The following is a 25,740-nucleotide window of genomic DNA, read 5'->3' on the forward strand; positions in this document are numbered from 1 at the left end:
TGGTGTACGGAAAATCCAGTCTTTACCCGTCAATCCTGAAAAATTATGACCTGTTTTATCTTTAAATGCACCCGGTGTGATCGATACATAGTAATCGGTCTGGTCGTCTAAGTATTGAGAAGTTTGAATATTCCAGACTATTCCTCCACTATATGTCTCATAAGGAGCATCGATGCCTTTTCCACTTGTAATATTCAGTCTTTCAACTAACGTATCATCGCTATTTCGGTAAATATCAATACTTCCTCGATTGACTTCAACCGGCTCGCTAAATACTAAATTTAATTTAGGTGTTAACGTATCAATCTCTCCAGTTTGTCCATAATACTGAAGCATAGGAGCATGATCCACAGTTTGGAATGTCCATTCTTTCACATTGGGAGGAAATCCTTCAAATCCATTTCCTGCTTGATCTACAAATGTACCCGATTGGATATCCACATAATATTCTATCCCACTATTCAATCCGTACGCTTCAAAGTAAAACGTATTACCGGATTGATTCAAATACAACGATCCACTGCTGGCATTAAAATGTCCACCCGAAGCATACATCGTCAGTACAGCATTATTATCGGTCACATTTCGGATGATCACACTTCCATACTTTCCTACGTGTACATCTTCATGAAAGAACAGTTTTAACTTCACCGGTTCTCCTTGTTGCTCTGGATACGTGGTGGTATAGCTTGCTTTTGGAGCAGTGCGATCCGGTGTACGGAAGATCCAGTCTTTGCCCGTCAATCCTGAGAAAGAATTCCCAGCTGTATCTTTGAAAGTGTTTGGAGCAATCGATACATAGTATTCGGTCTCATCTGCCAAAGGTTTTTGTGTCTTAATCTGTAAGGAACGTGCTCCACTATATTGTTCAAATTCTGCATAAAACATATTTCCACTAGATACAGAAATTTTTTCTACTTCCTGATCATCGTCACGACGATAGATCGTTATCGCTCCGTTACCTAACTCTATCGCTTCATCAAATGCTAAATATAATGTCGGTGCTAGGCTATCCTCAGATGTACCATGCGATACTAAAGATGGATTGGTAGTATCTACTGTACTTACCGTTTTGAAGCTCCAACCTTGCGCTCCTTGAATACCTGGAAAAGCATTACTAGAATCATCACTAAATGTTCCTGAAGTTACATCTACATAGTATGAAGTTCCACTATTTAACCCTTGCGTTTGAAAATGAAATGCATTCTCGTCTATAAAAGAAAAAACAGACTGTCCACTATCTGTAAAGAATGTGCCTCCTGACGTGCTCATTCTCATAGCGATACTATTATCATCTGCCTTACGAATAGTAATGCTTCCATATCTCTTATGAATAGACTCATCAAATTGCATTTTTAACCAAATCGGTCTACTAACACCGCTCTTATAATTGCTTTCAAAACTTGCTGTAGGTGCAGTAAGATCAGGCGTACGGAATGTCCATGAACTATCTCCTGTAACTCCTGAGAATGGTACACCATTCTCATCAATAATTACTCTTGGATCAATATTCACGTAATATTCTGTCTGATCAGGCAAAGTGTCGTTAGTATGAACTTGAACTGTACTTCCACTTAGATCATAAGTTGCTCCTTGCATACGACCACTTGCAACTTTAATTTCTTCAACCTTATTCTTGTCACTACTTCTATAAATAGTAATTGAACCTGTTCCCAATTGAACTTTCTTCGAGAAAGTCATACCTAGTGTAGGCACAAGCGACGTTAACCCTGAAGAAGTAGGTCTATAATCGACTAAGCTAATTCCAGAAGATGAGGACATCTCTGAACTTTGCATCATAAATGTTGGACTGGCTTCCATGCTAGGCGTTCCATATACATCATTGTTTACAGAAGTATTGTTATCGTTAGAAGAACTATATTCACTATTAATAGCTTCTGCTCCTGCTCGAGGAATCATCGGAGAGTACATATTAGCAAGTTGAATTAACGTTAAGCTAATACCTATAGCCTTGCTTGATTTTTCCCATTTTGTTTGGGTTGTTGGATTTTTTCTTTTTAGTTTCCCCATTAATAATAATCCCCTTTTTCTATAGTTTTTATGGATATATAAAATTACTTATAGCTGTTCATATAAAGGTAAAATTGTCATATACGATTTTTCGATTTGTTGCATAAAAGAACCGTAATAATATAAAATAGCTTGTGCTTTTTTTATAGAATCTGATTGTTGAAATATATTTTCCACTTGTTGATATAACCGCTCATAATACACTCGGTTCATAGGAATAAGAATCATTTTACTAAATCTATTTTTTAGCAAACGTTCAAAAGCTATATCAAAAATAGAGAATAATTTTACAAGTGAGTCTAATTGCTGTTCTTGCATATACCATCTTATATCTTTAAAGATATGTTGAATCTCTACCATTGATTTTTGTACTTTTTGATATTCTTGTTCTATTTGATGTTTAGCAGATTCAATATGATGCAATGAATATAATGTCTCTTGATGATGAATCCAGCTAGAATCGATAGTATGTGCTACAAGATGCTGATCCATTACATTTTGTAAAGACATAAAAGTAGTCCCTGTAATAGCAGCCCCACCTTTAGTTGTATTGATAATATTAGTTTTTCTCAGCATTTTGATGTAAACTTCCATCTCTTTTTTCATAGATAGAAATGAAGTATTACTATAGATAGAATGACCTTCTACATCTGTAGTTTGAATAGATAAGTTAGGATGAAACTGCTTGGTAGGATCAACATAATCAATCCCACTGGCATATTGATTGCCATGATGATAAGCAAAATTTTGACCTACCAATATAATCAGTCCGCATTCCAATTGACTTAATATTTGAAGTGCCATAATTGCAATAGACGAAGCATCTTGCACGATAGGATAACCTGTTTGATTAGCAGGAAAAAAGTAAGAAGATATTGTATCTTGTGTAGTAATAAAGTGTAATTTATCACCAGGGTACTCATCCAAAATATGTTCACCTATACTAGAACCAAAAATCAGCGGAATCTGAGTAATATTCTGACTTTTCACTTTATCGACCACTCGATAATTGAGTGGGTTAGGATCGTAACTACAAGCCGCATCTGGATAAATCCCATGATTGATTAGTACAGAAAGAGAAGATCCGGCTGTAAAAATATAAGCAGATTGATTCTCTTTGATTTGTCTAAGATAAGGTATTTCTTCTTCTAAAGAAGGGCCTGCTGACACAAGTACAACAGGTTTATCTTTGAAATACATTTTCTTTTGAAATATATTCGGAGTATTACAGACATGCTTGAAATTCCGAAAACTATTTTCTACCCAATGCATACTAAACTTTTGACTAATCATCATGTTGTTACGCTTATGATCTAACATTTGCTCAAACGCTTCTTTGAAGATCTTCGCCTCTTGCTCAAACAAATATTCATAGGATGGAAGTACTGCTAGTGAAACAGTTCCTGGCGTACGATCAATAAAAGACTGTAAAAAGTGCAAATACTGATTAGGAGCAGTTGATATTTCAAAAGCCCGCCAATTCACATCATCAAAAAGCTCTTTTCTTATAGAAGAAACGAACTGCTTGGCTATTTCTACATGAGGCTCATATACTGAATAAGGTGTATGAGGGAATAATTCTTTAAAATATTGAATATGGTAACCCATACCAATACCATAAAAAACCATATGATCAATCTGTTCACCCGCCAATGAACCTAAAAATTGTTGAGCTTCTTTTTGAGGATCATTAAAATTATGTAGATGAGCTTTTTTGTTTTTATACTCAGTGAGTATATTCGTTTGGGCAGATTGATTAGAAACTACAGATGATATTATATGCTCTGGTTGTTGTTGGGTATTTTCTGATTGCAATATATTATACACGTTAGGAAATGTAGTTTTTAAACATTCAAAACTAGATAAAGAAGCCATTGTTCCCTCTTTTCTTTACTCTATTGATATACTTACAAACAATATAATCTATTCTCGTAATATCCACTAAAGCTACCCTTATTTCTCTGAAAAATAGAAAAAGTCGCCAATATTAGAGTTCTTCCCCTAATATCGGCAACTTACGACATTTTTTGAATATTATTCACTCATTTGGATAAACAATAATTTTAAGACTTTCATTTTTATAATGAATCGCTCGTTCCATCGCTTCTTTTGTGCGAGATAATGGATATTTATCGGTAATAATCACATTCGCATCTACTTTACCTGAAGAGAGAAATTCGATTCCCATCGGGTATGTATTAGCATAGCGAAATACTCCATAAATATCGATTTCATTATCTGCTATAGCGGGAACATTTACCGGAATTTGATCTTGAGGAGGTAATCCGACGATCACTAATTTACCGCCTCGTTTAATAGACGATAATGCACTTTGTAAAGCTTTGGGATTGCCAGCCGTTTCCCATGCAACGTCTACACCTTTACCCTGTGTTAACTCTTTTATTTTCGCTACAGGATCTTCTTCTTTCACATTGATCACCTCAGTTGCCCCCATTTTGCGAGCGGCTTCTAGACGAATAGGTTCTAGATCAGTGACGATAATACGTGTAGCTCCAAAACATTTGGCAGCCGCTACCGCCATCAATCCGACAGGTCCCATGCCCATAATCGCTATCGTGGAACCGGGCTGTAAATGACAACGTCTAGCTGCATGAATCCCTACTGAAAAAGGTTCATTCATAGCTGCTTCTTCAAAAGAAAGGTGATCTGGAATAGGAAAAACAAAGTCCTGACGCATCACAATATATTGTACAAATGCTCCATCTACAGGAGGAGTGGCTAGAAATTGGACGTCTGGACATAAATTATATCGTCCCTCTTTACAATATTCACAATGCCCACAAGTCACTCCAGGTTCAATCGCTACTCGATCTCCGACGTTAAAACGTGATACTTGTTCGCCAACGCTAACCACAATTCCAGCACATTCATGTCCCAAAATAATTGGCTTTTCTACTATGTATGGGCCTATACGTCCATGCTCATAATAATGCACATCTGATCCGCATACTCCGACAGCAATTACTTGAATTAACACTTCATTTGGCTGTGGTGTAGGGACAGGAATATCTTCGATAATGATCTGTCCGGGCTCTGTCATGACTGCTGCTTTCATCGTTTTGGGAATTTCAACATGATTCGACATAAAATTTTTTCCTCCCTCTAGCAATCTATAAAATTTCGTGATATGATAGCGCTTACTTACAGATATAGTTTACCATTTAACGACTGTAAGTTGAAAGAAAAGGTCGTGATTTAGCTAGCGAATTTCATGGAATGATTGACGAATATGAAGTGATTCGTCAATATATGGTAAAGAGCGATTGTAATTTTTTATACACATACTCTTACTTTTGTTCCAGTTGAGGGAGTTGGCTATATGACTGTCAAAATCAAAGATGTTGCAAAAAGAGCCGGCGTATCCGTCACCAGTGTATCCAGAGTATTGAATGGTGAAAAATATGTTAGCGAAGATGTACTGACGCGTGTGAATGAAGCAATTGAAGAACTCAAATACTCTCCTAGTCATATTGCTCGTAGTCTCAAAAAGCAGAAAACCAATACGATAGGCGTGATTGTGCCTGATTTAACATCCAACTTCTACTCTACTATTCTTAGTAGCATAGAAGAAAATGCAAGTAAATACGGGTACAACTTGATCGTCTGCAATATCGCAGAGAACTTGAGCAAAGAACTCAAATACCTGTATATTTTTCAGGAAATGAGAGTCGAAGGTATTATTATTATGCATGAAAAAACAAATGATGATATTGTATCGTTTATTCAAAATGCAACGATGCCCATTTTATTTTCCAGTGTAAAATCACCTGACCCTACATTTATGTCAGTATTGATCGATGATTATCAGGCAGCTTTTGATGCTACCGAGTATTTGATAGATGCAGGTCATACTGCTATTTCGTATCTAGGTGGTGATCTGCAAGATATTACGTCAGGTCAAAGTCGATATAATGGATTTCGCGATGCTTTGATTAAGCATAAGATTGCGATCAATCCTGATTATATTAAATTTGGTGATTATAAGCTGCCTAGTGGACAAGCACTTATGAAAGAATTACTCCAGCTTCCAAATCGTCCTACCGTTGTATTTGCAGCTAGTGATGATATGGCAGTCGGTGCTTTAAATTGTGCGCTAGATCAAGGACTTCGTGTTCCTGATGATATTTCGATTATCGGCTTTGATGGTAGTACGATTACTAATATCGTGCGCCCGGCTATTACCTCTATGCAGCAACCTATCTATGAAATGGGTCAAATTTCGTTAGAAAGTCTCCACAAGTTGATTACTCGTCCCAAAACACAACAAAAAACAGATATCGTTTTGCAACATCAACTGGTCGCCAGAGATAGTTGTAAAAAAATAAATTAAATTTCTTTCAAATTTGTACTTGTTATTTATAAAAGTTACGTAATATAATGTCTCATATCAGATCTAATTCTTTATAAAAACACTTCTAACAGAACTTCATAAGTTACTTTACCTCACACAAATAATCAATTTCATTTTTTTCTAACTTATAACGTTAACTTTTTTTAAAATTTTCGCTTTATCATTGATTGCTTCTCATACTCTATCTGTAACCGATAGAGTAACAAAATTATAATGTGGTATCGATTCCAGATAATAGATATCACATTTTTTAATCTTTCTGGTATCGATACCATATTATAGAAATTGATGTTACTTACTTATTTCTTTATATGGCTGATCTTATAAAATGGCTTATACATCCGTATGGTATCGATTCCATAAAAGGGGGAATTCAGTTGAAAAAGATTATTGTTGATGACATCTCTATCTCACCACTCATTATAGGTACAGGTGATTTATCCAAAATGAATGGTACCTGGATATTGGATGAATTTGTAGCTGCCGGTGGAACAACGATCGATATGGCTTACCAATACACCAACAGCGAAGTCATCATTGGACAATGGATGAAAGAACAACACAATCGCGATCAACTCATATTACTTAGCAAATGTGCTCATCCTCTCAAAGGTGAAACGACACCACGAGTACATCCAGAAGCGATTACTCACGATCTACAGATCAGTCTTGAACGATTAGGAACAGATTATATCGACCTTTACGCTTTACATCGAGATGACGAGTCTGTTCCTGTTGAACCTATTATCGATACACTCAATAAACATCTATCTCAAGGTCTTATTCGTACATTTGGCGCTTCAAATTGGAGTTATCAACGGATTCAACAAGCGAATGATTATGCAGAGCGGCAAGGATTAAAAGGCTTTACATTTAACAGCCCTAATCTTTCACTTGCTGTTGCTCTAGAAGCACGTTGGCCTGGCTGTGTATCTGCGGATGAAGATACGGTTCAATGGCACAACAACAATCAACTTCCACTACTCTCATGGTCAGCACAAGCAGGTGGATTTTTCTCCGGTGCTTTTTCTCCCGAAGATCGTTCAAACGATGAAATGGTTCGTGTATATTATAGCGATCCGAACTGGGAACGTTATCGTCGTGCAGTCATACTAGCCAATGAGAAACAAGTAACGCCTACACAAATCGCTCTTTATTTTGTTCTTCATCGTCCATTTCCTACAGCCGCTATTATTGGGCCTCGCTCTTCTGAAGAATTGGCTCAATCGTTTGAGGTATTATCACTTGATATTCATGAAGCCGATCTGCAATGGCTTAATTTGGAAAGGGATGAACGATCATGATCCAACATAAATTAGCGGCTCAATTGTTTACAGTACGCAATGAACTCAAACAAGACTTTATCTACACGCTTAAAGAACTTCGCAAAATGGGTTGGACGGCTGTACAGATTGACGGATTACATGGTAATGATCCTGCTGAAATCGCTTCGGTTATGAAAGAAATCGGTCTTCGCACCGCAGGAATGCATGTAGGCTTAGAACGAATGAAAAATGATCTGGATCAAGTTATTATAGAAGCCGATCTTTTTGGTACACCGGATATGATCTGTCACTCTCTGCCGGATGAACACAAAAATGAGCAAGGTTATCTGTACGTACGACAGGAGCTGCGTAAAGTATCTGCTATCGTTTCTCCTCAAGGTTATCGCGTAGGATTTCATAATCATGATTGGGAATTTCATACGATGATGGAAGGCAAATATGCACTCCAATATTTATTAGAATACGATGAAGCTACCCCTGTCTATGCTGAAATAGATACGTACTGGGTGAAAAAAGCTGATCTTGATCCGTTAACTATTATTCGTCAGTATGCTCACCGAATGCCGATCTTACATTTTAAAGATATGACAAACGATGAACATCGATATTTTGCCGAAGTCGGTAGTGGTGTGATCGATTTTGCTCCTCTGTTGCAGTGGGGTGAGCAGAACGGTGTAGAATGGTACGCTGTCGAGCAGGATTATTGTCCGGGTTCACCAATGGACAGTTTGGAATCCAGTCTACATTATTTGAATACCTTAATCAAAACGCTGTAATCTACCCGCACCATTTCGCTATACATGTGTATTCGCCAGTATGAAAGGAGTAGTGCTATGCAAGCCGAACTTGATTCTGTTCCCAAAAAATCAACGAAGAGCAAAAAAGCATCTTCAGCAGGCCTATGGAAAACGATTGTAGTGAACCGCTATCTGTACCTGATGTTGCTACCATGTCTTATCTTTTTCGTCATCTTCTCCTATCTTCCTATGGCGGGGCTGGTGATGGCATTTAAAGAATTTCGCTTCAATGCCGGGATGTTCGGAGGGCCGTGGGTAGGGCTTCGCTACTTCAAATTATTCTTCTCTTATCCAGATGCGACTCAATTGATTTTGAATACGTTTATTGTAGGCTTTCTCAAAATTATTGTGTACTTCCCTTTCCCTATCTTACTAGCATTAATGCTAAATGAAGTACGTTCCAAACGATTTAAATCGATAACCCAAACGATCTCCTATCTCCCTTACTTCCTCTCCTGGGTTGTTGTTGCCGCTTTTACCAATAAAATCCTTGCTCCTGATGATGGTATTTTCAATCAATTTATGGCTGCTCTCGGTGGCGACGGTAGTATTTTCTACATGATGGATGGCAAATACTTCTATCTTATTATGTTCCTCACGTATCTTTGGAAAAATATCGGGTGGGGTTCAATCATTTATCTGGCTTCGATGGCGGGAATCGATCCTACTTTATACGAAGCCGCTGAAATGGATGGCGCAAGCAAATGGCGCAAAATCTGGCATATTACATTGCCTTCAATCCGCCCTACTATCGCTATTTTGTTTATTTTGGATATTGGTAGTCTGTTAACTACAGGGTATGAACAGAACTATCTACTTCGTACTGCTGGTAACTCTGATTACTCCGATATTCTGGATACGTATGTATTGCGAGTAGGTATGATGCAAGGACAATATGGATATGGTGCTGCTGTCGGTTTGTTACAAGGTCTGGTTGGCTTAATTCTTGTTATTGTAACCAATTATCTAGTCAAACGCTTTAGCAAAAATGAAGCAAGTCTCTGGTAGTCCAATAAACCATTTGGAGTGATTTTTGTGAAAACTATTAAACGCCACACTTCACTTACGCTTTGCCTGTTATTGTTTATGGTTGTATTGTTATCTGCTTGTTCTTCAGACAGCAGTGGTAGTGAAGCGACAAGTGACGTTGCTGCGGATGGTCGTAAAAGCGGTGAAGGTGGATTTATCGCTAATCGTGATCTAACCGGACGTATTTTCCTTGAAGGAGACGGTGCTCAATTACCTGATGATCAAGTCGGTAACCCGATTGCACTCAAAATCAAAGAAAAAACAGGCATGACCATTAACTGGCAATCCAGTGGTGCCGCTGATGGACTACAAGAATTAACAGTAGCGCTGGCAACTGGAGATTTACCCGATGTGATCGAAGCTTATCTCGATCATGGAGGTCGCCCGGAAATGAACGTACTTCTCAAAGGTGCTCGTGAAGGTCTATTCACAGATTTAAGCCCTTACCTCAAAAATACAAAAGTGCTCAAAAACTATCTAGATCCTGACTTTTTGCCTCGTGATACTAAAGAAAACGTTATGTTCCGCCCGGAATTTGGCGGCAAAGTGTACTTTATTCATATGAATATTCCTGCCAAAAATACAACCGATGAAGATCGTCTTCACTATCGTGCAGGACTATGGATTCGTGCAGATATCGCCAAAGCATTAAATGTCGATCCTTCCAAAATCAAAACACAAGATGATCTATACAATCTAGCACTCAAAATCAAAGCTGGAAATTTCAAAGATAACAATGGTAAACCGATCACTGTCATTGGGCCTCGTAAATGGGGCGGTCAAGTTACCAGTACTTTATTCAAAAACTTTGACTTCGGTAATGGTACACAATTTGATGTCGAAAATGGACAAGTCAAACATGTAGCTGAAACTGATTATGCACTTAAAAGTATTGAATTTGTACAAAAACTGTTAAAAGAAGGCCTACTTGATAAAGAAGCTTTCAATATGGATGGTGTACGTGCCGAAGAAGCATACAATAACGGCTCTTATGCAATTTCGTCCTATATGAATATCGCTCCAGATTCATTGACCATGTTCGAGAAAACTAAATATTTACCAATGGATCAGATGGAAAATTACAAAGGCGAAACCGCTATTTATGAGAAAGAAAAATCCGGTAGTCAAGTGGTAGCGATCCCTTCCACAACCAAAAATCCAGAACAAATTATTCAGTATATGGATTACCTTGCAAGTAAAGAAGGAAAAGCGCTTTGGAACTATGGTATCGAAGGCGAAGATTACAACATCAATGATAAAGGGCAATATATCTATACAGATAAAGTACTAGATGTGATGAAAAATAACCCAGGTGAAGAACGCAATACCATTCCTTACTTCTGGGGAAGTCTACTTGGCAAAACCGATGTCAATAACAACAAAGACTTTGGTGAATTGATTCGTAGCGCAAATTCCCAGCCAGAACGGTACAAATTGTATTTTGAATTGATGAATTATGGTAATCCAAAATATAAATACTGGGATGGTTATACAGCCGCTTCTTATTTAGCGGAAGTGCCTGATATTGAAGCATCACTCAAACCGGTACTCGATTCATACAAAGATGTGTTAGTACAAGCCTTTTTTGCTAAAGATATGACAGAAGCTACGCAAATGCTCAACGATTATCGTCAACAGCTCAAAGATGCTGGTGTAGAGCAATATGAGAAGTATTTACAAGATAAATACAATGCTGATCCTTCTTCGGTTGTGTTCTATATCGATGCATTTTTCTAAAAAATATACGTTGTGATCTTATCCTGATCTACCATTGAACTGCTTAGGGGATACTAACCTATCCCCTATCAAATTAAAACTGCGGAGGTTATGCAGATGGATAAAGCAGTAGGCAAAGCACCGCTCAATGAGCGCATCGCTATTGTAATCAACTATATGTTACTGGTTGTTTTGTGTCTGGTTATTCTGATGCCACTTGTTAATATTTTGGCGCTGTCTTTGAATGATGGTAAAGATGCTTCACTCGGTGGGATCGCTTTTTGGCCTCGTGTGTTCTCGGTATCTAACTATATCGAAGTATTCAAAAATCCGGCTGTACTGCAAGGTATGGAAGTGACTTTATTTCGTACAATTTTAGGAACATTTCTAAGTGTATTGCTCACTTCGATGGCTGCTTTTGCACTCAAAAATAAAAATTTACCGGGTGTAGGTATCGCTAGTATTTTTATTGTATTCACGATGTTATTCAATGGCGGTATTATTCCTTACTTTATGGTTTTGAAAATGTTCCACTTGAACAATACAATCTGGGTATACATTATCCCTACTCTCTATAGCGCTTGGAACCTTATTCTGGTACGTACTTTTTTCCAATCGATTGATCAAAGTATGGAAGAATCTGCTAAGATCGATGGCGCTCACGATTTTCAAGTGTTATTCCGTATTTATATCCCGCTCAGTATGCCAGTATTATCTGTTATCTGTTTGTTTAATGGTGTAATGCACTGGAATGACTGGTTCTCAGGTGCTTTTTATGTGACTGATGAGAAATTAAGACCTTTACAAACGATATTGCAACAGATGCTAACCGCGGCTGAAGCGATGCGTAAAAACTTATCGATGAATGCGATGATGAGCGCAGGTAACTCGGTCACGACCGAATCGATGAAAATGACGATGGTGATTATTTCGGTAGTGCCGATTGCTACGATTTATCCGTTTATTCAGAAATATTTTGTACAGGGTATTATGGTCGGATCGGTCAAAGGATAATTCACAATCTTACCTGCTGGACGATCACCCTACAGAAATAAAGTACAAAAATCGGGATGCGCTACGTCCTTAAATAAATGAGGGATTATCATTGAACGAAAAACAATATGATGTTGTCTCTATCGGTGATGCTAATATTGATCTGATCGTCGCAGGAAGTGATCAGATGCCTCTTCCAGGGCAAGAAGTTTTTGTGCAAAATATGCTGATTCATATAGGTGGAGGTGCAGCTTTATTCTCGATGGCACTCGCCAAAATGGGGCTTAAAGTTGCTTTTAACGGGGTGCTGGGCAGTGATTACTACGGTCGCTTTATTTTGGATGAATTTAGTGAATTAAATATCGATACTTCTTATATTCGTCAAAGTGAAGAAAATAATACAGGTATTTCAATTGCTATTAATCCTGAACAAGATCGTTCATTTATCACTTATATGGGCTCTAATGCCGAAGTGCGTATGGAAGACTTGAACGAAAATAGTATGCGATACGGTCGTCATGTTCATTTAACCGGTTATCAAGGCAGTCGCAATCATGATGCATATTTACAAATGATCAAAAAAATCAAATCGTTTGGCACTACGATCTCATTCGATGTCGGGTGGGATGATAGTGGTGAATGGTATAGCGGTATTTTTGAAATTATGCAAGAAGTCGATATTTTCTTTCTAAATGAGCTGGAAGCATTACATTATACCGGTTGTACTGAAATTCGCGAATCGATTAACAAAATGTCGCAACATGCTAAACATTTGGTTGTTAAAATGGGATCACGCGGAGCTGTTGCTGTTCAACAGCATCATATGGTCTACCGTTCTGCGTATACGATCACAGCAGTAGATACGACAGGTGCAGGCGATAGTTTTAATGCAGGTTATATGTATGGCGTCTTAACAGGACACGATACCGGAGAATGTCTACAATATGGCAATGCTTGTGGAGCACTTTCTGTATCGGCTTATGGAGGCAATACAGGTATACCGGATCAAGCAGGTGTAGAAGCATTTATAGCCAGACAAGCAGGACATATTGCAGACGATTGGGAAGTTATTGTCTGATCTAGGGAGGCACACTATGTTTTTCACAGAAGATAAATTAAAAAAACGTCTAGAGCAATTGGAACCACTCCGTTATCGGGATGCTTTTGAAGTGCCAGAGTATATTGCTATCGAAGATATTATCGGTGAAAATGGCATGCGTCCTCCAACAGCAACATTAGAAAATCAAAGTACATGGCTAAGAACAGGCGATTTTTGGAAAGGCAGAGACCGTTATTTATGGCTCTCTGCCTCTGTTGATGTTCCAGCAAAATGGTCTGATCGTACAGTTGTCGGTTTATTTGACTTTGGGATTACCGAAGGCGGTAACAACGGTGGCTTTGAATCGTTAGCCTATTGGAATCATCAACCTTATCAAGGCGTAGATAGCAACCATATAGAGATGATTTTACCGGTAGGTTACTCCGGTGAAGCCCGACTGGATTTTCGCTTATGGTCAGGGCTTGAAGGTGGTGGCCCTCCTCGTGAAATGAATCATCAGATCAAGCAATCACAGATCGCATGGTTGGATGGACAAGTTGATACGTTTTTTTATACATCCAAAGCGATATTGCAGACGATTACTATTTTGGCTGAAACGGTATATGAACGTTCAGCATTGCTGCAATGTCTGGATAAAGCTTTTCACCAAATCAACTGGTCGAAACCCGGCTCAGACTCTTTCTATGAATCGGTCTATACCGCTGCTGATCAATTAGATCAACAATTGACTGCGATGAAGCAACATCATCCGGTGACTGTTACCGCTCTGGGACATACTCATATTGATGTAGCATGGTTATGGCGCTTAAAGCATACCCGCGAAAAAGCGGCTCGTTCCTTTTCTACAGTTCTTCGTTTAATGGAACATGATCCTGACTATATTTTTCTTCAGACCCAACCGCAATTGTATGACTATATCAAGCAAGATTATCCAGATATTTATGAAAAGATCAAAGCAAGAATCAGTGAAGGTCGCTGGGAAGCTGGCGGTGGTATGTGGGTAGAAGCCGATTGTAATCTTACCTCTGGCGAATCGCTAGTGCGGCAATTTTTATTTGGGACACGCTTTTTTGAACAAGAGTTTGGCGTTTCCAGTACTTATCTATGGTTACCCGATGTATTCGGTTATAGCTGGGCATTACCACAGATTTTGAAAAAATCAGGTTTTGATACGTTTATGACGACCAAAATCAGTTGGAATCAAGTGAACCGGATGCCTCATGATACATTCCAATGGCGTGGTATTGATGGATCAGAAGTGTTAACTCACTTTATAACAACACCGGATGATTGGGAAGGCGGCAATTCTTTCTTTTATACTTATAATGGATTGATCGAAGCTCAGACTGTTCAAGGGATCTGGAATAGTTATCAGGATAAAGAAGTGAATCAGAATTTGCTATTATCCTACGGATATGGTGATGGCGGTGGTGGCGTTACACGCGAAATGTTAGAACTTCGTCGTCAATTGGATCGTATACCGGGTGTACCTCAAGTCACTACCGGACGTGCTGATGATTATTTTGAACAGTTAAATACAACATTCGATCATACCGATCGTTATGTGCACACATGGGATGGTGAACTGTATCTCGAATATCATAGAGGTACGTATACTAGCCAAGCTTATAACAAAAAAATGAATCGCAAATTAGAGCTGTTGTATCGGGAAACGGAATGGCTACAAACGATCCAAAGTGTACTTGCTACCGACTGGTCTACGTACGCACAACAGTCAATCAATGAAGGTTGGAAAATTATTTTACGCAATCAATTCCATGATATTATTCCTGGTTCTTCGATTGCAGAAGTCTATGAAGATAGCACCAAAGAGTATGCAGAAGCGTTGCAGATCGGTCAGCACGCTTGGTCATCTGCTTCAACAGCATTAACAACAACTGATGATCGTAGCGTCACCGTATTCAACAGTTCCTCATGGGCAGTCTCTCCTACTGTTCATATTCCATTTACGTTATGTGGAACAGAGGATTATCAATGGATAGACGCTCAACAATATCCATTGCAAGCACAACGTGCAGACGATCACTGGATCGTACAAACATCCACTATTCCTGCACTGGGTGTAAGTACGATTTATTACAATACGATAGTCAATACCGACGATAACACTATCGCAGATTCTATTCCTTTCTTATATGAAGAAGGCAGATTGATCACTCCTTATTATGAATTGCAATGGAATGAACAAGGACAACTGATTAGTATTATGGATGTAGAAAATGTGCGCCAGGTGCTTGCTCCTGATGCTCGTGGTAATGTATTTCAACTATTTGAAGACAAGCCGATGAACTTTGACTCCTGGGATATCGATATCTTTTATCAAGAAAAAATGGAAGAAATCAATCATTTAATCTCGGTACGCTTGGTAAGTACAGGTCTTTTACAGACGACTGTAGAATTTGTCTGGCAGTATGATGAGACAGTGATTACTCAACAATTAACTGTATATGCTCGCAGTCGTCGGATCGATTTCCAGACACATGTAGATTGGAAAGAACGTCAAAAGTTACTTAAAGTCGCATTTCCTGTACAGATTCGCTCTACAGAAGCAAGCTATGATATTCAGTTCGGCAATGTAAAACGTCCGACACACTGGAATACCAGTTGGGATTGGGCACGATTTGAAAGTGTAGGTCATCAATGGGCGGACTTGTCAGAACGTAATTATGGAGTGAGTCTGCTTAATGATTGCAAATATGGCTATGATATTAAAGACAATGTGATGCGCCTATCATTATTAAAATCAGCTATCTATCCTGATCCACAAGCAGATTATGGGCAACATGAATTTACGTATTCATTATATCCTCATGCTGGCGACTGGTTGACTGGTCATACTGTTCAAGAAGCATGGGCGCTCAATCAACCTTGTCAGATTGCTTCAGGCAAAGCTCACATATTGAATACAGATCGTTCGTCGTTCTCTATGTTCACTTTATCTGCTGCTCATGTCATGGTTGATGCTGTCAAAAAAGCAGAAGATCATGATCTGATTGTACTTCGTGTTCATGAATACGGTGGTATTCGTTCACCTCTTCAGATTACCAGTGATCTTGTTATCGATAGCTGGCAAGAGTGTAATCTAATGGAACAACCGATTGGAGACGTTCAACATGCTCCATTATCGATTGAAATTTCACCTTATGAGATTCGTACCTTTCTGATATCACTTCAAGGGGTGTAAGCCGATGACTGCTCAACCTTTGCAACTTACAACAGCTATGAATAATTATATTCAGCAAGTCGAACAACAATTGGAACATCTTCCTGTATTACAGGGGATGTTCCGTCAATGTTATGCCAATACGTGTGAGACTACCTTACAACGATTAGCGGATGGCAGTACATTTGTGATTACAGGTGATATTCCAGCGATGTGGTTACGAGATTCAACTGCTCAAGTACGGCATTATTTGCCTGTAGCTTCTAGTGATCCTGAAGTAGCTGATATCATCGCAGGTGTGATTCGTCGTCAAATCTTTTATATCGGGATTGATCCTTATGGAAATGCTTTTAATATCGAAGATAATGATCATCGGTATGATATTGATCTGACTGAATTAAATGGCTGGGTATGGGAACGCAAATATGAGATTGATTCACTTTGTTATCCGATTCAATTGAGCTATTTGTTCTGGAAAAATACCGGACGTACAGATATATTTGATGAATCTTTTCGTACGGTGCTTCACCGGATTATCGATCTCTGGCGTTGTGAACAACACCATGATGATCGTTCTCCTTATGTATTTATGCGTGAAGATTGTCCTCCTTCGGATACTCTTCGTAATCAGGGTAAAGGGATGCCTACTTCGTATACAGGGATGACATGGTCAGGATTTCGTCCTAGTGATGATGCCTGTACTTTTGGATATCTAATTCCATCTAATATGTTCGCATCTGTTGTCTTGGGTTATATGGCAGAAATCGCTATCGCTATCTATCATGATGAGCGACTTACCACCAAAGCTTTGCGTTTACAAGAAGAAATCGATTTTGGAATCGAACATTATGGTACTGTGATTCATCCGCAATATGGCAAAATCTATGCGTATGAGACAGACGGGCAAGGAAATCATCATCTGATGGACGATGCGAATGTTCCTAGCTTGTTGTCTATTCCTTATTTGGGTTATCGTACTGTCGATGATACGGTATATCAAAATACACGTGCCTTTGTATTAAGCGAACACAATCCGTATTATTTTACAGGTACAGTCGCAAGTGGAATCGGTAGCCCTCATACACCGACCGATTATATCTGGCATATTTCATTGTGTATGCAAGGATTAACTTCTACCGACCACATAGAAATAGAATCGATTCTTCATACTCTGGCTAGTACTCATGCAGATACAGGCTTTATGCATGAAGGATTTCATAAAAACGATCCAACCCAGTTTACCCGTCCCTGGTTTGCATGGGCAAATAGTTTATTTGCTGAATTTGTTAGCCAGTACGCACTTCAATCCAGTAAGGAGCCATCTTCCCTATGAATACGATTATTTCTACCTATTGGAAAGACCTGAATGTATTGCAAGTGAATCGTGAACCTGCTCGATCTTATTATATTCCGTATGCTGATAGATCAAGTGCGCATGCTCGTCAACGGGGAAAGTCTCCTTTTTACCAGTCTTTAAATGGAGGATGGCAATTCCGTTATTATGATACGGTGCGGGATATAGAACCTGATTTTTTTATGCCATCATATAATGTACAAGCCTGGGATTCGTTGCTTGTTCCTTCTTGCTGGCAAACGAGTGGATATGATCAACAACATTATACAAATCTTAGTTATCCTTTTCCTTGCGATCCTCCGTTTATCCCGGATCAGAATCCGGCTGGCGCTTATGTAAAAGAAATCCGCCTGCAACAAGGATGGCAAGAGCGAGAATCATATCTTGTTTTTGAAGGTGTGCAATCTTGTCTGTACTTGTGGATCAACGGACAATTTGTCGGTTACAGTCAGGGCAGTCGTGTTCCTGCTGAATTTCGAGTCACCCCTTATTTGCAGGAAGGTGTGAACCGTATCGCTGTACTGGTACTAAAATGGTGTGAAGGTTCTTATTTGGAAGATCAAGATATGTGGCGTTATAACGGGATTTTTCGTGATGTATATCTACTCACACGCGACCCTCAGCATATACGTGATGTATTTATACAACAGTCGCTAGATGATCAATATGGTGATTACCATCAAGCTAGACTCGATATCCAATTGGAATGTTCTACACTGGTAACAGAGAACGCACATCTGGAAGTGCAAGCGATTCTATTAGCGCCGGATGGCACCGAATTGTTAACTACAACAGCTTTGGTAGATCATACTGCAACCGTAACGATGGAGATTACACATCCGATTCTTTGGAATGCAGAATCTCCTGCACTGTATACTTTGTATATTCAATCCGGTCAAGAAGTGTTGCGATTTGCTGTAGGTCTGCGTCAGATTGAGATTACAGAAGATGGTGTATTTCAGATCAACAAGCAACCGATTAAGCTAAAAGGTGTCAATCGTCATGATTCTCATCCTGAACTTGGGCAGACGATTCCTGTGCAACATATGCTGACCGATCTACACTTAATGAAGCAACACAATATCAATACCATTCGTACTTCTCATTATCCAAATGACCCTAAATTTATGGAGTATTGTGATGAATATGGCTTCTATGTGATCGATGAAGTTGATCTGGAATGTCATGGTATTGGTATTCCTGAAGATTTTGCCGATGGAGCTTTTCATCAATTGTCGGTTAATCCTGATTGGCAAGAATCTTTTGTTGAACGTGCAGTACGCTTGATCGAACGTGATAAAAATTTCTCTTCGGTTATCATGTGGTCAATGGGCAATGAATCAGGTTACGATATCAATCATATTGCGATGGCTCGATGGACACGCGAACGCGATCCTTCTCGTCCTGTACATTATGAAGGGGCGGCTCCTGTATACAAAGGGCATGAAGATGTGAGCGTGCTGGATGTAGAAAGTCGTATGTACTCTTCACCTGCCGATATTATCGCGTATGCTAGTGATAACAATCATACCAAGCCTTTATTTCTATGCGAGTACAGTCATGCTATGGGAAATGGCCCTGGTGATCTCAAGCAATACTGGGATGCTATTTATGCTTATCCCAAATTAATGGGTGGTTGTGTCTGGGAATGGGTTGATCATGGTATAGCTCAAGTAAGCCAAAACGGTCAATCCTATTATGCGTATGGTGGAGATTTTGGAGACAAGCCTAACGATGGTAACTTCTGTATCGACGGTCTGGTTTCTCCTGATCGTAAGCCTCATACCGGATTATTAGAACTCAAACAAATTATAGCTCCTGTGCGCATTGAAGCAGTAATTACAGCAGAAGGAAATACACATACTACTATCGGGAATCAATTTAGCATTACGAATCTATACGATTTCTCCGATGTATCGCACTTGATACTACACTGGAAAATCGAAGATGAAGGTCTACTTATCGAGCAAGGAACGATGATGATGCCTGCGATTGCTCCACAACATTCGGCTACAATCACTGTTCCTAGTAACGCTCTACAATACAATACGCATCCTCTTCGCTATCTGACTTTCTCTGTGCTGACAACTACAGAACAGGTCTGGGCGCCGATTGGTTATGAGATTGCTTTTGCTCAATTCTATATTGCTGTTGATCCTGTAGCGATAACAGAATATTCGACTCAAAACGATTCTGTACGCAATCTATTAGCAAATAGTCCACTACAGACGAACGAGTCTCAAGGACGTTTAGTGATCGAAGGGGTAGATTTCCGTTATGTCTATGATCTGGAACGTGGACAATTTACAGAATGGAGCAAATCAGGAGTGGCATTGCTTCAACAGCCAACTGCATTTACGATCTGGAGAGCGCCAATCGATAATGATATGCATATCAAAGAAAAATGGTTAGATATGGGTTACGATCATCTCGCTACCAAAGTATATAATAGTCACTGGTCATGTATAGCAGAACATTCTGTAACTATTACTACTTCTTTCTCGCTATCTTCTTACAGTCACTATCCTGTATTACGTGGTGAAGTATGGTGGACGATTCAAAATGATGGCAGACTAGAATTCAAAGTCAAAGCCAACGTGCTGGATACCGCTCCATTTTTACCGCGATTTGGCTTATCGCTCGCTATGCCCGCAGGAACAGAATATATCGATTATTTTGGACGCGGTCCGCATGAAAGTTATATCGATAAGCATTATAGTACACGTTTTGGCAAATATGAGAAAACAGTCGATGACCTCTTTTACAATTACATTATGCCGCAGGAAAATGGGTCTCGCTTTGAAACGCATTGGATGAGCGCTACACAAGCGATAGGTGTCGGACTGTATTTTACAAGTTCTCAATCGTTCTCTTTTAATGCTTCTCATTACACACCAACAGACATTATGCAGGCAAAACACACTTATGAATTGATTCGTCGACCAGAAACATTTATCCATTTAGATTACAAAATGAGTGGCGTGGGCTCAAATTCTTGTGGTCCCCAATTGGCTGAACAGTATCAATTACAGGAAAAAGAGTTTGTTTTTGATATGCAGATTATGCCTTTTTGTAAAGAAGATTAGATGAGAGTGGCAGTTACAGCGCTGCGTTCATCCTGTTATTCTTGTCGTCGCTTGCTGTCAATGAATCGCTTGATTAACCGCTATACGGTAGGATTTCGCTTCGCTCTTTCAACACAATAAGATACGCTTCGCTACTATAAAGATGGTTATGGGACAGGAAAGATAGAATACCTTAGAACTAAACCTGTTAAATTATTTAAAGTGGAAAAGGATTAAATCTTAATTCTCTGTGTAGTATTAACAGAGAAACAGATTTAATCCTTTTTGTATTGATGATACGATTTGAAAAGATTTAATTTCTAGATATGAGCTGATGTTATAGGGCGGGATAAGGCTTCAGGTGTGCGCAGTTTGCCGTCACCTTTTTCCCATAACCAGAGGATGGAAGTGACTCCGCGTGGATAGTATTTGCTACCACTAATAATGCCGGAGATAATCTGGTCACTCCAGCACCAGTAGGAATACTCTGGATGCGTCAGCCATTCAACATGAGCAGCATCTGCTGTAAGCCCCTCTTCATCCCATGTCAGTCCCATAATCTCACGCGCGATAAATTGCGACAGATAGATTTTACTTAACCATGAATTATTGCTTGTCGATGATAATTTCCAAGCACCATTATCAAATAAACATGTGCCTTTGACTAATACAGTATTCAAATGTGTGTGCAACGCTTGGAGATAGTCCGCGAATCGTCCATCACGTTCCAGAGCGTTGGAACAGCCTGTAAAATAGGGAAATACCAGTCCTTCAATAGCCGGAATAATCTGCGAATCATTACCTTCGCCTATCACTGCTGGAATATACCCTTGCTGATTCAATTGAGCAGTTACCGTTGCGGCGCACCGATCGGCTTGTGCACCTGCTTGCTCTGCATATTCTGTCTGCCCTTCCTCATAAAATAATTTTTCTAATGCCAAGTAGACTGCCCAACATTTACCTGCTAGATAAATATTGTTACGAGATTGACCGAGCGATACATCCAGACTGTCATATGTGGTAATCTCAGCCCCACCTTGAGTACGATTGCTATCTAATCCCATAAGACCGTTACGTTGCTCTGGATCTGGGTGATCCCGGTGAAGCATACTTTGCAATCCATCTTGTAGGATACTCATATATTTTTGCTTGAAATCATGGTCTTTGGTCTGCTCAATATAAGTTAATGCACAGCAAAGCCAGTTGACTAACTCTTCATGACTCATATATGAAAAGCAATCATCAATGCCTGCTAATTCATAAGCCGAATACTGTGGACGAGAAAAGTGATTGGCTATCCCGACATCATGTGTAAAGGATAATCCACCGGGATACACTGTCTGATCTTGTGGAAAACACACTTGATCATAATAGCTGTACCTCTCTACAAAAAACTCTAATTCATTGCGTACTGTCCAGGGATTCATAATAAGCTCGTAATACAATTGATCGGCTGTAAGATCAAGCGTATTCATCATCCGATATTCACCTTCATTGACGATCCAGAGCGGTTGGTTATCAGCGGTCTGCAACAATTGAGTACTACCATAATAACTATGAATCGATTGTGCCACCATAAAATGCTGATCTGGATTAAGCTTATGACTTTCACCAATCCACTTATTCGCTTGTTCGCAAGCATGAATCAAAGGCTCCCAGTGATGTAGCGCATATGTACCTACCTCTTCTATACGCTTAAAATAACGGGTGTAATAATAAGAGGTATCTATTCCTGTAGTAACAATTCCATCTCGGTAAAAGCAGATCGCTAAACGGAAAGTACGCTTTTGACCTGCAGGTACATCCATCAGTAATGCTCCTACAATTCCTAGACCGAAATACAAATTATTCGCAAATGTTTCTTGCAATACTTTTTCGATACCAAATCCAAGCGCTGGCGTCACATCAGGATCATCACATAAAATAGCAGTCTGCCTTCCCTGTCCTACTCCTACATATGAATCACTGGCTTGATCATCTGCTGAGCTAATCACACGCATGGCACGGTAAGGATCGCTTCCTTCATAACCAAAAAAAGCTCGTCTGCTGACTTTACCTGCTGTATTATCTATTGTCATTTCTGCAAAGACAGCTGGCACAATAGCAGATTTGAGTTCTTCGTCACTTGCCTGAGCAGGATCAGGAACAGGACGCACAGAAGAATACATTTTGAATGTAAGATCGCCGGCTGTCCACGTATCGGTGGCTATATCTAATGTACGCTCGATATGCTCGTCTTTGAAATGAACCAACGATATCGCTGACGGATGATCGGTCTGTTTCTCCTTTTCTACATCGTAACGAGAACTTTCATCTTCTACTTGAGTAAAAAAAGGCAGTGCTTCATACGTAGCTCCGTCTCTGGATTGTAACCCGATATAAATATTCTCATCTGCTGGTTTGCCAAGTTCTAGACCCAGTCCTCCTTTGGCTCCTTTGAATCCTAATGTAAAACTAGCAAATGCGCCGATTGGAGAATGTTGTACATTATAAAATGAATTTTTTTTCATTTCATGTAACCCCTTTCATTTTGATAAGTATGCGTGTATGCTATCAGTAATTACCTTCATAGTTCAGATTTATCCTAACAAAGTATATTCTGTAACACCATTTCCAAATCGCTCCACTATTTACCCAAATCAAGCATTATAGTGAGATTGGAGGTTGTCCATGTCTACTTCCTTTATTCCACCCGAATGGGGACAAAGTCTAGCTGAGACCATTTTTCCCGATGTACAGACAACAATGAATTTGTTCGGTATTCACCTGCGTACTGTCAGTACAGATTGGCAATACCCGATTCACGATCATCCACAGTATGAGATCAATTATGTTTTACAAGGACAACAATTAATGACTGTTGGCTCTCAAAGTTATGTTCAGCAAGAAGGCGATCTGATGATTTTGCCACCTGGCACTTCTCATTCAAGTCGCACGATAGAAGGGCAGTCTTTTACGTATTTTTGTATTCATTTTGATATTGATGACCGCTTGTTTCTTTCATTGTTAGAGCGATTGAATCAAGTGATGTTCAAACAATCCAGTGCAGTAGCTCAAGCGATGCAACCTTACTTACTCAAAATTGCTAATCCAATCGAACATACAGATGAACATATCATTACGCGTCGAATGCATCTGCAAGCTGCGGTATTTGAATTGTTTGGTGTACTCTGGGAAGCGATATCTAATGAAGCGGCTGGACTTGCTCCTGCTAGTTATGCTCATGTCGAGATGGCACATCAGATTGCCGCTCGATTGCAAGGGATAGCTAATCGCAATATCGCTCAATTAGAAGCCACTTCTGATTCTCATTATGGAATTGATGATATTGCAGCAGAACTAGGCATCAGCCCTTCTCATTGCAATCGAATTTTTCATCAAGTGTTTGCTATCTCTCCACGTAGCTATTTGTCTAATCTGGTTCTTCACAAATCCAAATTATTATTGTCCGATCAACGAATGTCGATACAAGATATCGCTTCGATTTTGGGGTATCGTGATATTGCTCATTTTAGCAGGCAATTTAAGCGCTGGTCTGGTATATCGCCCAGTCATTATCGCAAAAATCAAATGGTGATGCCTTCTGAATGTAAAGCCTAATATAGAACTTGCTCTCCTACCGGCGGGCAAGTTCGTTGTTGTGTAATGAATATTCTTACTTTATTGTTATACTTATACTTATTTTGTGCAATTCAGGATACACATTATAGACTATGGAGGTGTTATCATCATGAAAATGGTATTCAGATGGTTTGGTGAACATAACGATACTGTCACATTAGAACAGATTCGGCAGATTCCTGGAGTCGAAGGCATCGTCTGGGCACTGCATGATGTACCTGTGGGCGAAGTATGGTCACAAGAACGGATTCGTGAGATTCAAGCGACTGCCAATCGGTATGGTCTACATACGCATGTTGTTGAGAGCGTTAACATTCATGAAGATATCAAGCTAGGATTGCCTTCACGCGATCAATATATTGCCAATTACAAACAGACGATTATCCATTTAGCTGAAATTGGTGTACAGGTTATTTGCTATAATTTTATGCCTATTTTCGATTGGTTGCGTACTGATCTGCATCGGCCTGCGGCAGACGGTTCTACTTCTCTTTTTTATGAGAAAAGTAAAATTGACAATATTGATCCACTGGAATTAGTGTCTCAGATCAATGCCAATTCTGCGCTCACGATGCCCGGTTGGGAACCTGAACGACTAACCCATTTAACTGAATTGTTCAAAGCTTATGAAGGATTCACAGAAGAGGATTTGTGGAGTAATTTACAGTACTTTCTGGATGAAATTATTCCTGTTGCTGAAGCAAACGGTATCCAAATGGCGATTCATCCCGATGATCCACCATGGTCGATTTTTGGTCTGCCTCGTATTATTCGCAGTCAGGATAATATTCGTCGCTTTTTGCAAATGTATAATAGTCCGTCACATGGGATTACGTTGTGTAGCGGTTCGCTTGGAGCGAATCCAGAAAATGATATCGTATCGATGGTGCATGAATTTGCAGATCGGATTCCTTTTACCCATTTACGTAATGTCAAAGTAGAAGACAACGGTGACTTTGCAGAAACGTCTCATCGTACACAAGATGGTACAGTGAATCTAACAGGGATTGTACAGGCGTACCAAGAAGAAGGATTTACCGGATATTGCCGACCGGATCATGGCAGACATATCTGGAATGAAGAATGTCGACCGGGTTACGGGTTGTATGACCGCGCTTTGGGTATTATGTATCTATGGGGATTATGGGATTCATTTCAATATAAGCATTCTTGAACATGATTATATCTAAAGAAGCAATATGTGAAAGGAAGGGATACCTTTGAGCCAATCT

At 39.4% G+C, this 25,740-nt stretch carries 16 protein-coding genes; 12 read left to right on the forward strand and 4 right to left on the reverse strand.

Annotated features, from left to right (window positions below; all coding sequences use genetic code 11):
- The 3 genes from ACFSGI_RS17175 to ACFSGI_RS17185 form a co-directional block, all read right to left on the reverse strand.
- A partial coding sequence (locus ACFSGI_RS17175) for an Ig-like domain-containing domain (protein ID WP_379283761.1) occupies positions 1-2,031 on the reverse strand: 2,031 nt, incomplete at its 3' end.
- A gap of 48 nt (positions 2,032-2,079) precedes the next feature.
- The gene (locus ACFSGI_RS17180; protein WP_204825409.1) at positions 2,080-3,906 is read right to left on the reverse strand and encodes a motility associated factor glycosyltransferase family protein; all 1,827 of its coding nucleotides are present in this window, start codon (positions 3,904-3,906) and stop codon (positions 2,080-2,082) included.
- 163 nt (positions 3,907-4,069) lie between these two features.
- Positions 4,070-5,137: an NAD(P)-dependent alcohol dehydrogenase gene (locus ACFSGI_RS17185; protein WP_204825410.1), complete on the reverse strand. Its 1,068-nt coding sequence runs from the start codon at positions 5,135-5,137 to the stop codon at positions 4,070-4,072.
- Between the two features lie 234 nt (positions 5,138-5,371).
- On the opposite strand from ACFSGI_RS17185, the gene ACFSGI_RS17190 reads away from it, so the two are divergent.
- From ACFSGI_RS17190 to ACFSGI_RS17235, 10 genes are all read left to right on the forward strand, one after another.
- The gene (locus ACFSGI_RS17190) at positions 5,372-6,382 is read left to right on the forward strand and encodes a LacI family DNA-binding transcriptional regulator (protein WP_204825411.1); all 1,011 of its coding nucleotides are present in this window, start codon (positions 5,372-5,374) and stop codon (positions 6,380-6,382) included.
- A 398-nt stretch (positions 6,383-6,780) separates the two neighbouring features.
- Positions 6,781-7,707 (forward strand): aldo/keto reductase, encoded by a 927-nt coding sequence (locus ACFSGI_RS17195; protein WP_379283764.1) that lies wholly within the window; start codon positions 6,781-6,783, stop codon positions 7,705-7,707.
- On the forward strand, positions 7,704-8,465 hold the full coding sequence (locus tag ACFSGI_RS17200; protein WP_379283766.1) for a sugar phosphate isomerase/epimerase family protein: 762 nt from the start codon (positions 7,704-7,706) through the stop codon (positions 8,463-8,465). Before ACFSGI_RS17195 ends, ACFSGI_RS17200 begins: the two co-directional genes overlap by 4 nt.
- 57 nt (positions 8,466-8,522) lie before the next feature.
- Complete coding sequence (locus tag ACFSGI_RS17205) at positions 8,523-9,494, forward strand: ABC transporter permease (RefSeq protein WP_379283768.1); 972 nt, start codon at positions 8,523-8,525, stop codon at positions 9,492-9,494.
- Positions 9,495-9,521: 27 nt separating this feature from the next.
- Positions 9,522-11,252, forward strand: a complete 1,731-nt coding sequence (locus ACFSGI_RS17210) for an extracellular solute-binding protein (protein ID WP_204825413.1) — start codon at positions 9,522-9,524, stop codon at positions 11,250-11,252.
- A 96-nt stretch (positions 11,253-11,348) separates the two neighbouring features.
- Positions 11,349-12,245 (forward strand): carbohydrate ABC transporter permease, encoded by an 897-nt coding sequence (locus tag ACFSGI_RS17215; RefSeq protein WP_204825414.1) that lies wholly within the window; start codon positions 11,349-11,351, stop codon positions 12,243-12,245.
- A gap of 91 nt (positions 12,246-12,336) precedes the next feature.
- On the forward strand, positions 12,337-13,302 hold the full coding sequence (locus ACFSGI_RS17220) for a carbohydrate kinase family protein (protein ID WP_204825415.1): 966 nt from the start codon (positions 12,337-12,339) through the stop codon (positions 13,300-13,302).
- A gap of 16 nt (positions 13,303-13,318) precedes the next feature.
- Positions 13,319-16,489 (forward strand): alpha-mannosidase, encoded by a 3,171-nt coding sequence (locus tag ACFSGI_RS17225; protein WP_204825416.1) that lies wholly within the window; start codon positions 13,319-13,321, stop codon positions 16,487-16,489.
- Between the two features lie 4 nt (positions 16,490-16,493).
- Positions 16,494-17,801 carry a glycoside hydrolase family 125 protein gene (locus ACFSGI_RS17230; RefSeq protein WP_379283771.1) on the forward strand — a complete coding sequence of 436 codons (1,308 nt, stop codon included), beginning with the start codon at positions 16,494-16,496 and terminating at the stop codon, positions 17,799-17,801.
- The gene (locus ACFSGI_RS17235; RefSeq protein WP_204825417.1) at positions 17,798-20,908 is read left to right on the forward strand and encodes a glycoside hydrolase family 2 TIM barrel-domain containing protein; all 3,111 of its coding nucleotides are present in this window, start codon (positions 17,798-17,800) and stop codon (positions 20,906-20,908) included. The genes ACFSGI_RS17230 and ACFSGI_RS17235 overlap by 4 nt, the downstream gene beginning before the upstream one ends.
- 299 nt (positions 20,909-21,207) lie before the next feature.
- Here ACFSGI_RS17235 and ACFSGI_RS17240 read toward each other — a convergent pair whose 3' ends face one another.
- A complete protein-coding gene (locus tag ACFSGI_RS17240) occupies positions 21,208-23,397 on the reverse strand; it encodes a glycoside hydrolase family 52 protein (protein ID WP_204825418.1) in 2,190 nt (729 codons plus the stop codon).
- Positions 23,398-23,557: 160 nt separating this feature from the next.
- On the opposite strand from ACFSGI_RS17240, the gene ACFSGI_RS17245 reads away from it, so the two are divergent.
- Together ACFSGI_RS17245 and uxuA are read left to right on the forward strand one after the other, a co-directional pair.
- The gene (locus ACFSGI_RS17245) at positions 23,558-24,487 is read left to right on the forward strand and encodes a helix-turn-helix domain-containing protein (RefSeq protein WP_204825419.1); all 930 of its coding nucleotides are present in this window, start codon (positions 23,558-23,560) and stop codon (positions 24,485-24,487) included.
- Positions 24,488-24,617: 130 nt separating this feature from the next.
- The gene (gene uxuA, locus ACFSGI_RS17250; protein WP_204825420.1) at positions 24,618-25,682 is read left to right on the forward strand and encodes a mannonate dehydratase; all 1,065 of its coding nucleotides are present in this window, start codon (positions 24,618-24,620) and stop codon (positions 25,680-25,682) included.
- Positions 25,683-25,740 lie beyond the last annotated feature (58 nt).

The organism is Paenibacillus nicotianae (genome assembly GCF_042681745.1).
GTDB lineage: Bacteria > Bacillota > Bacilli > Paenibacillales > Paenibacillaceae > Saccharibacillus > Saccharibacillus nicotianae.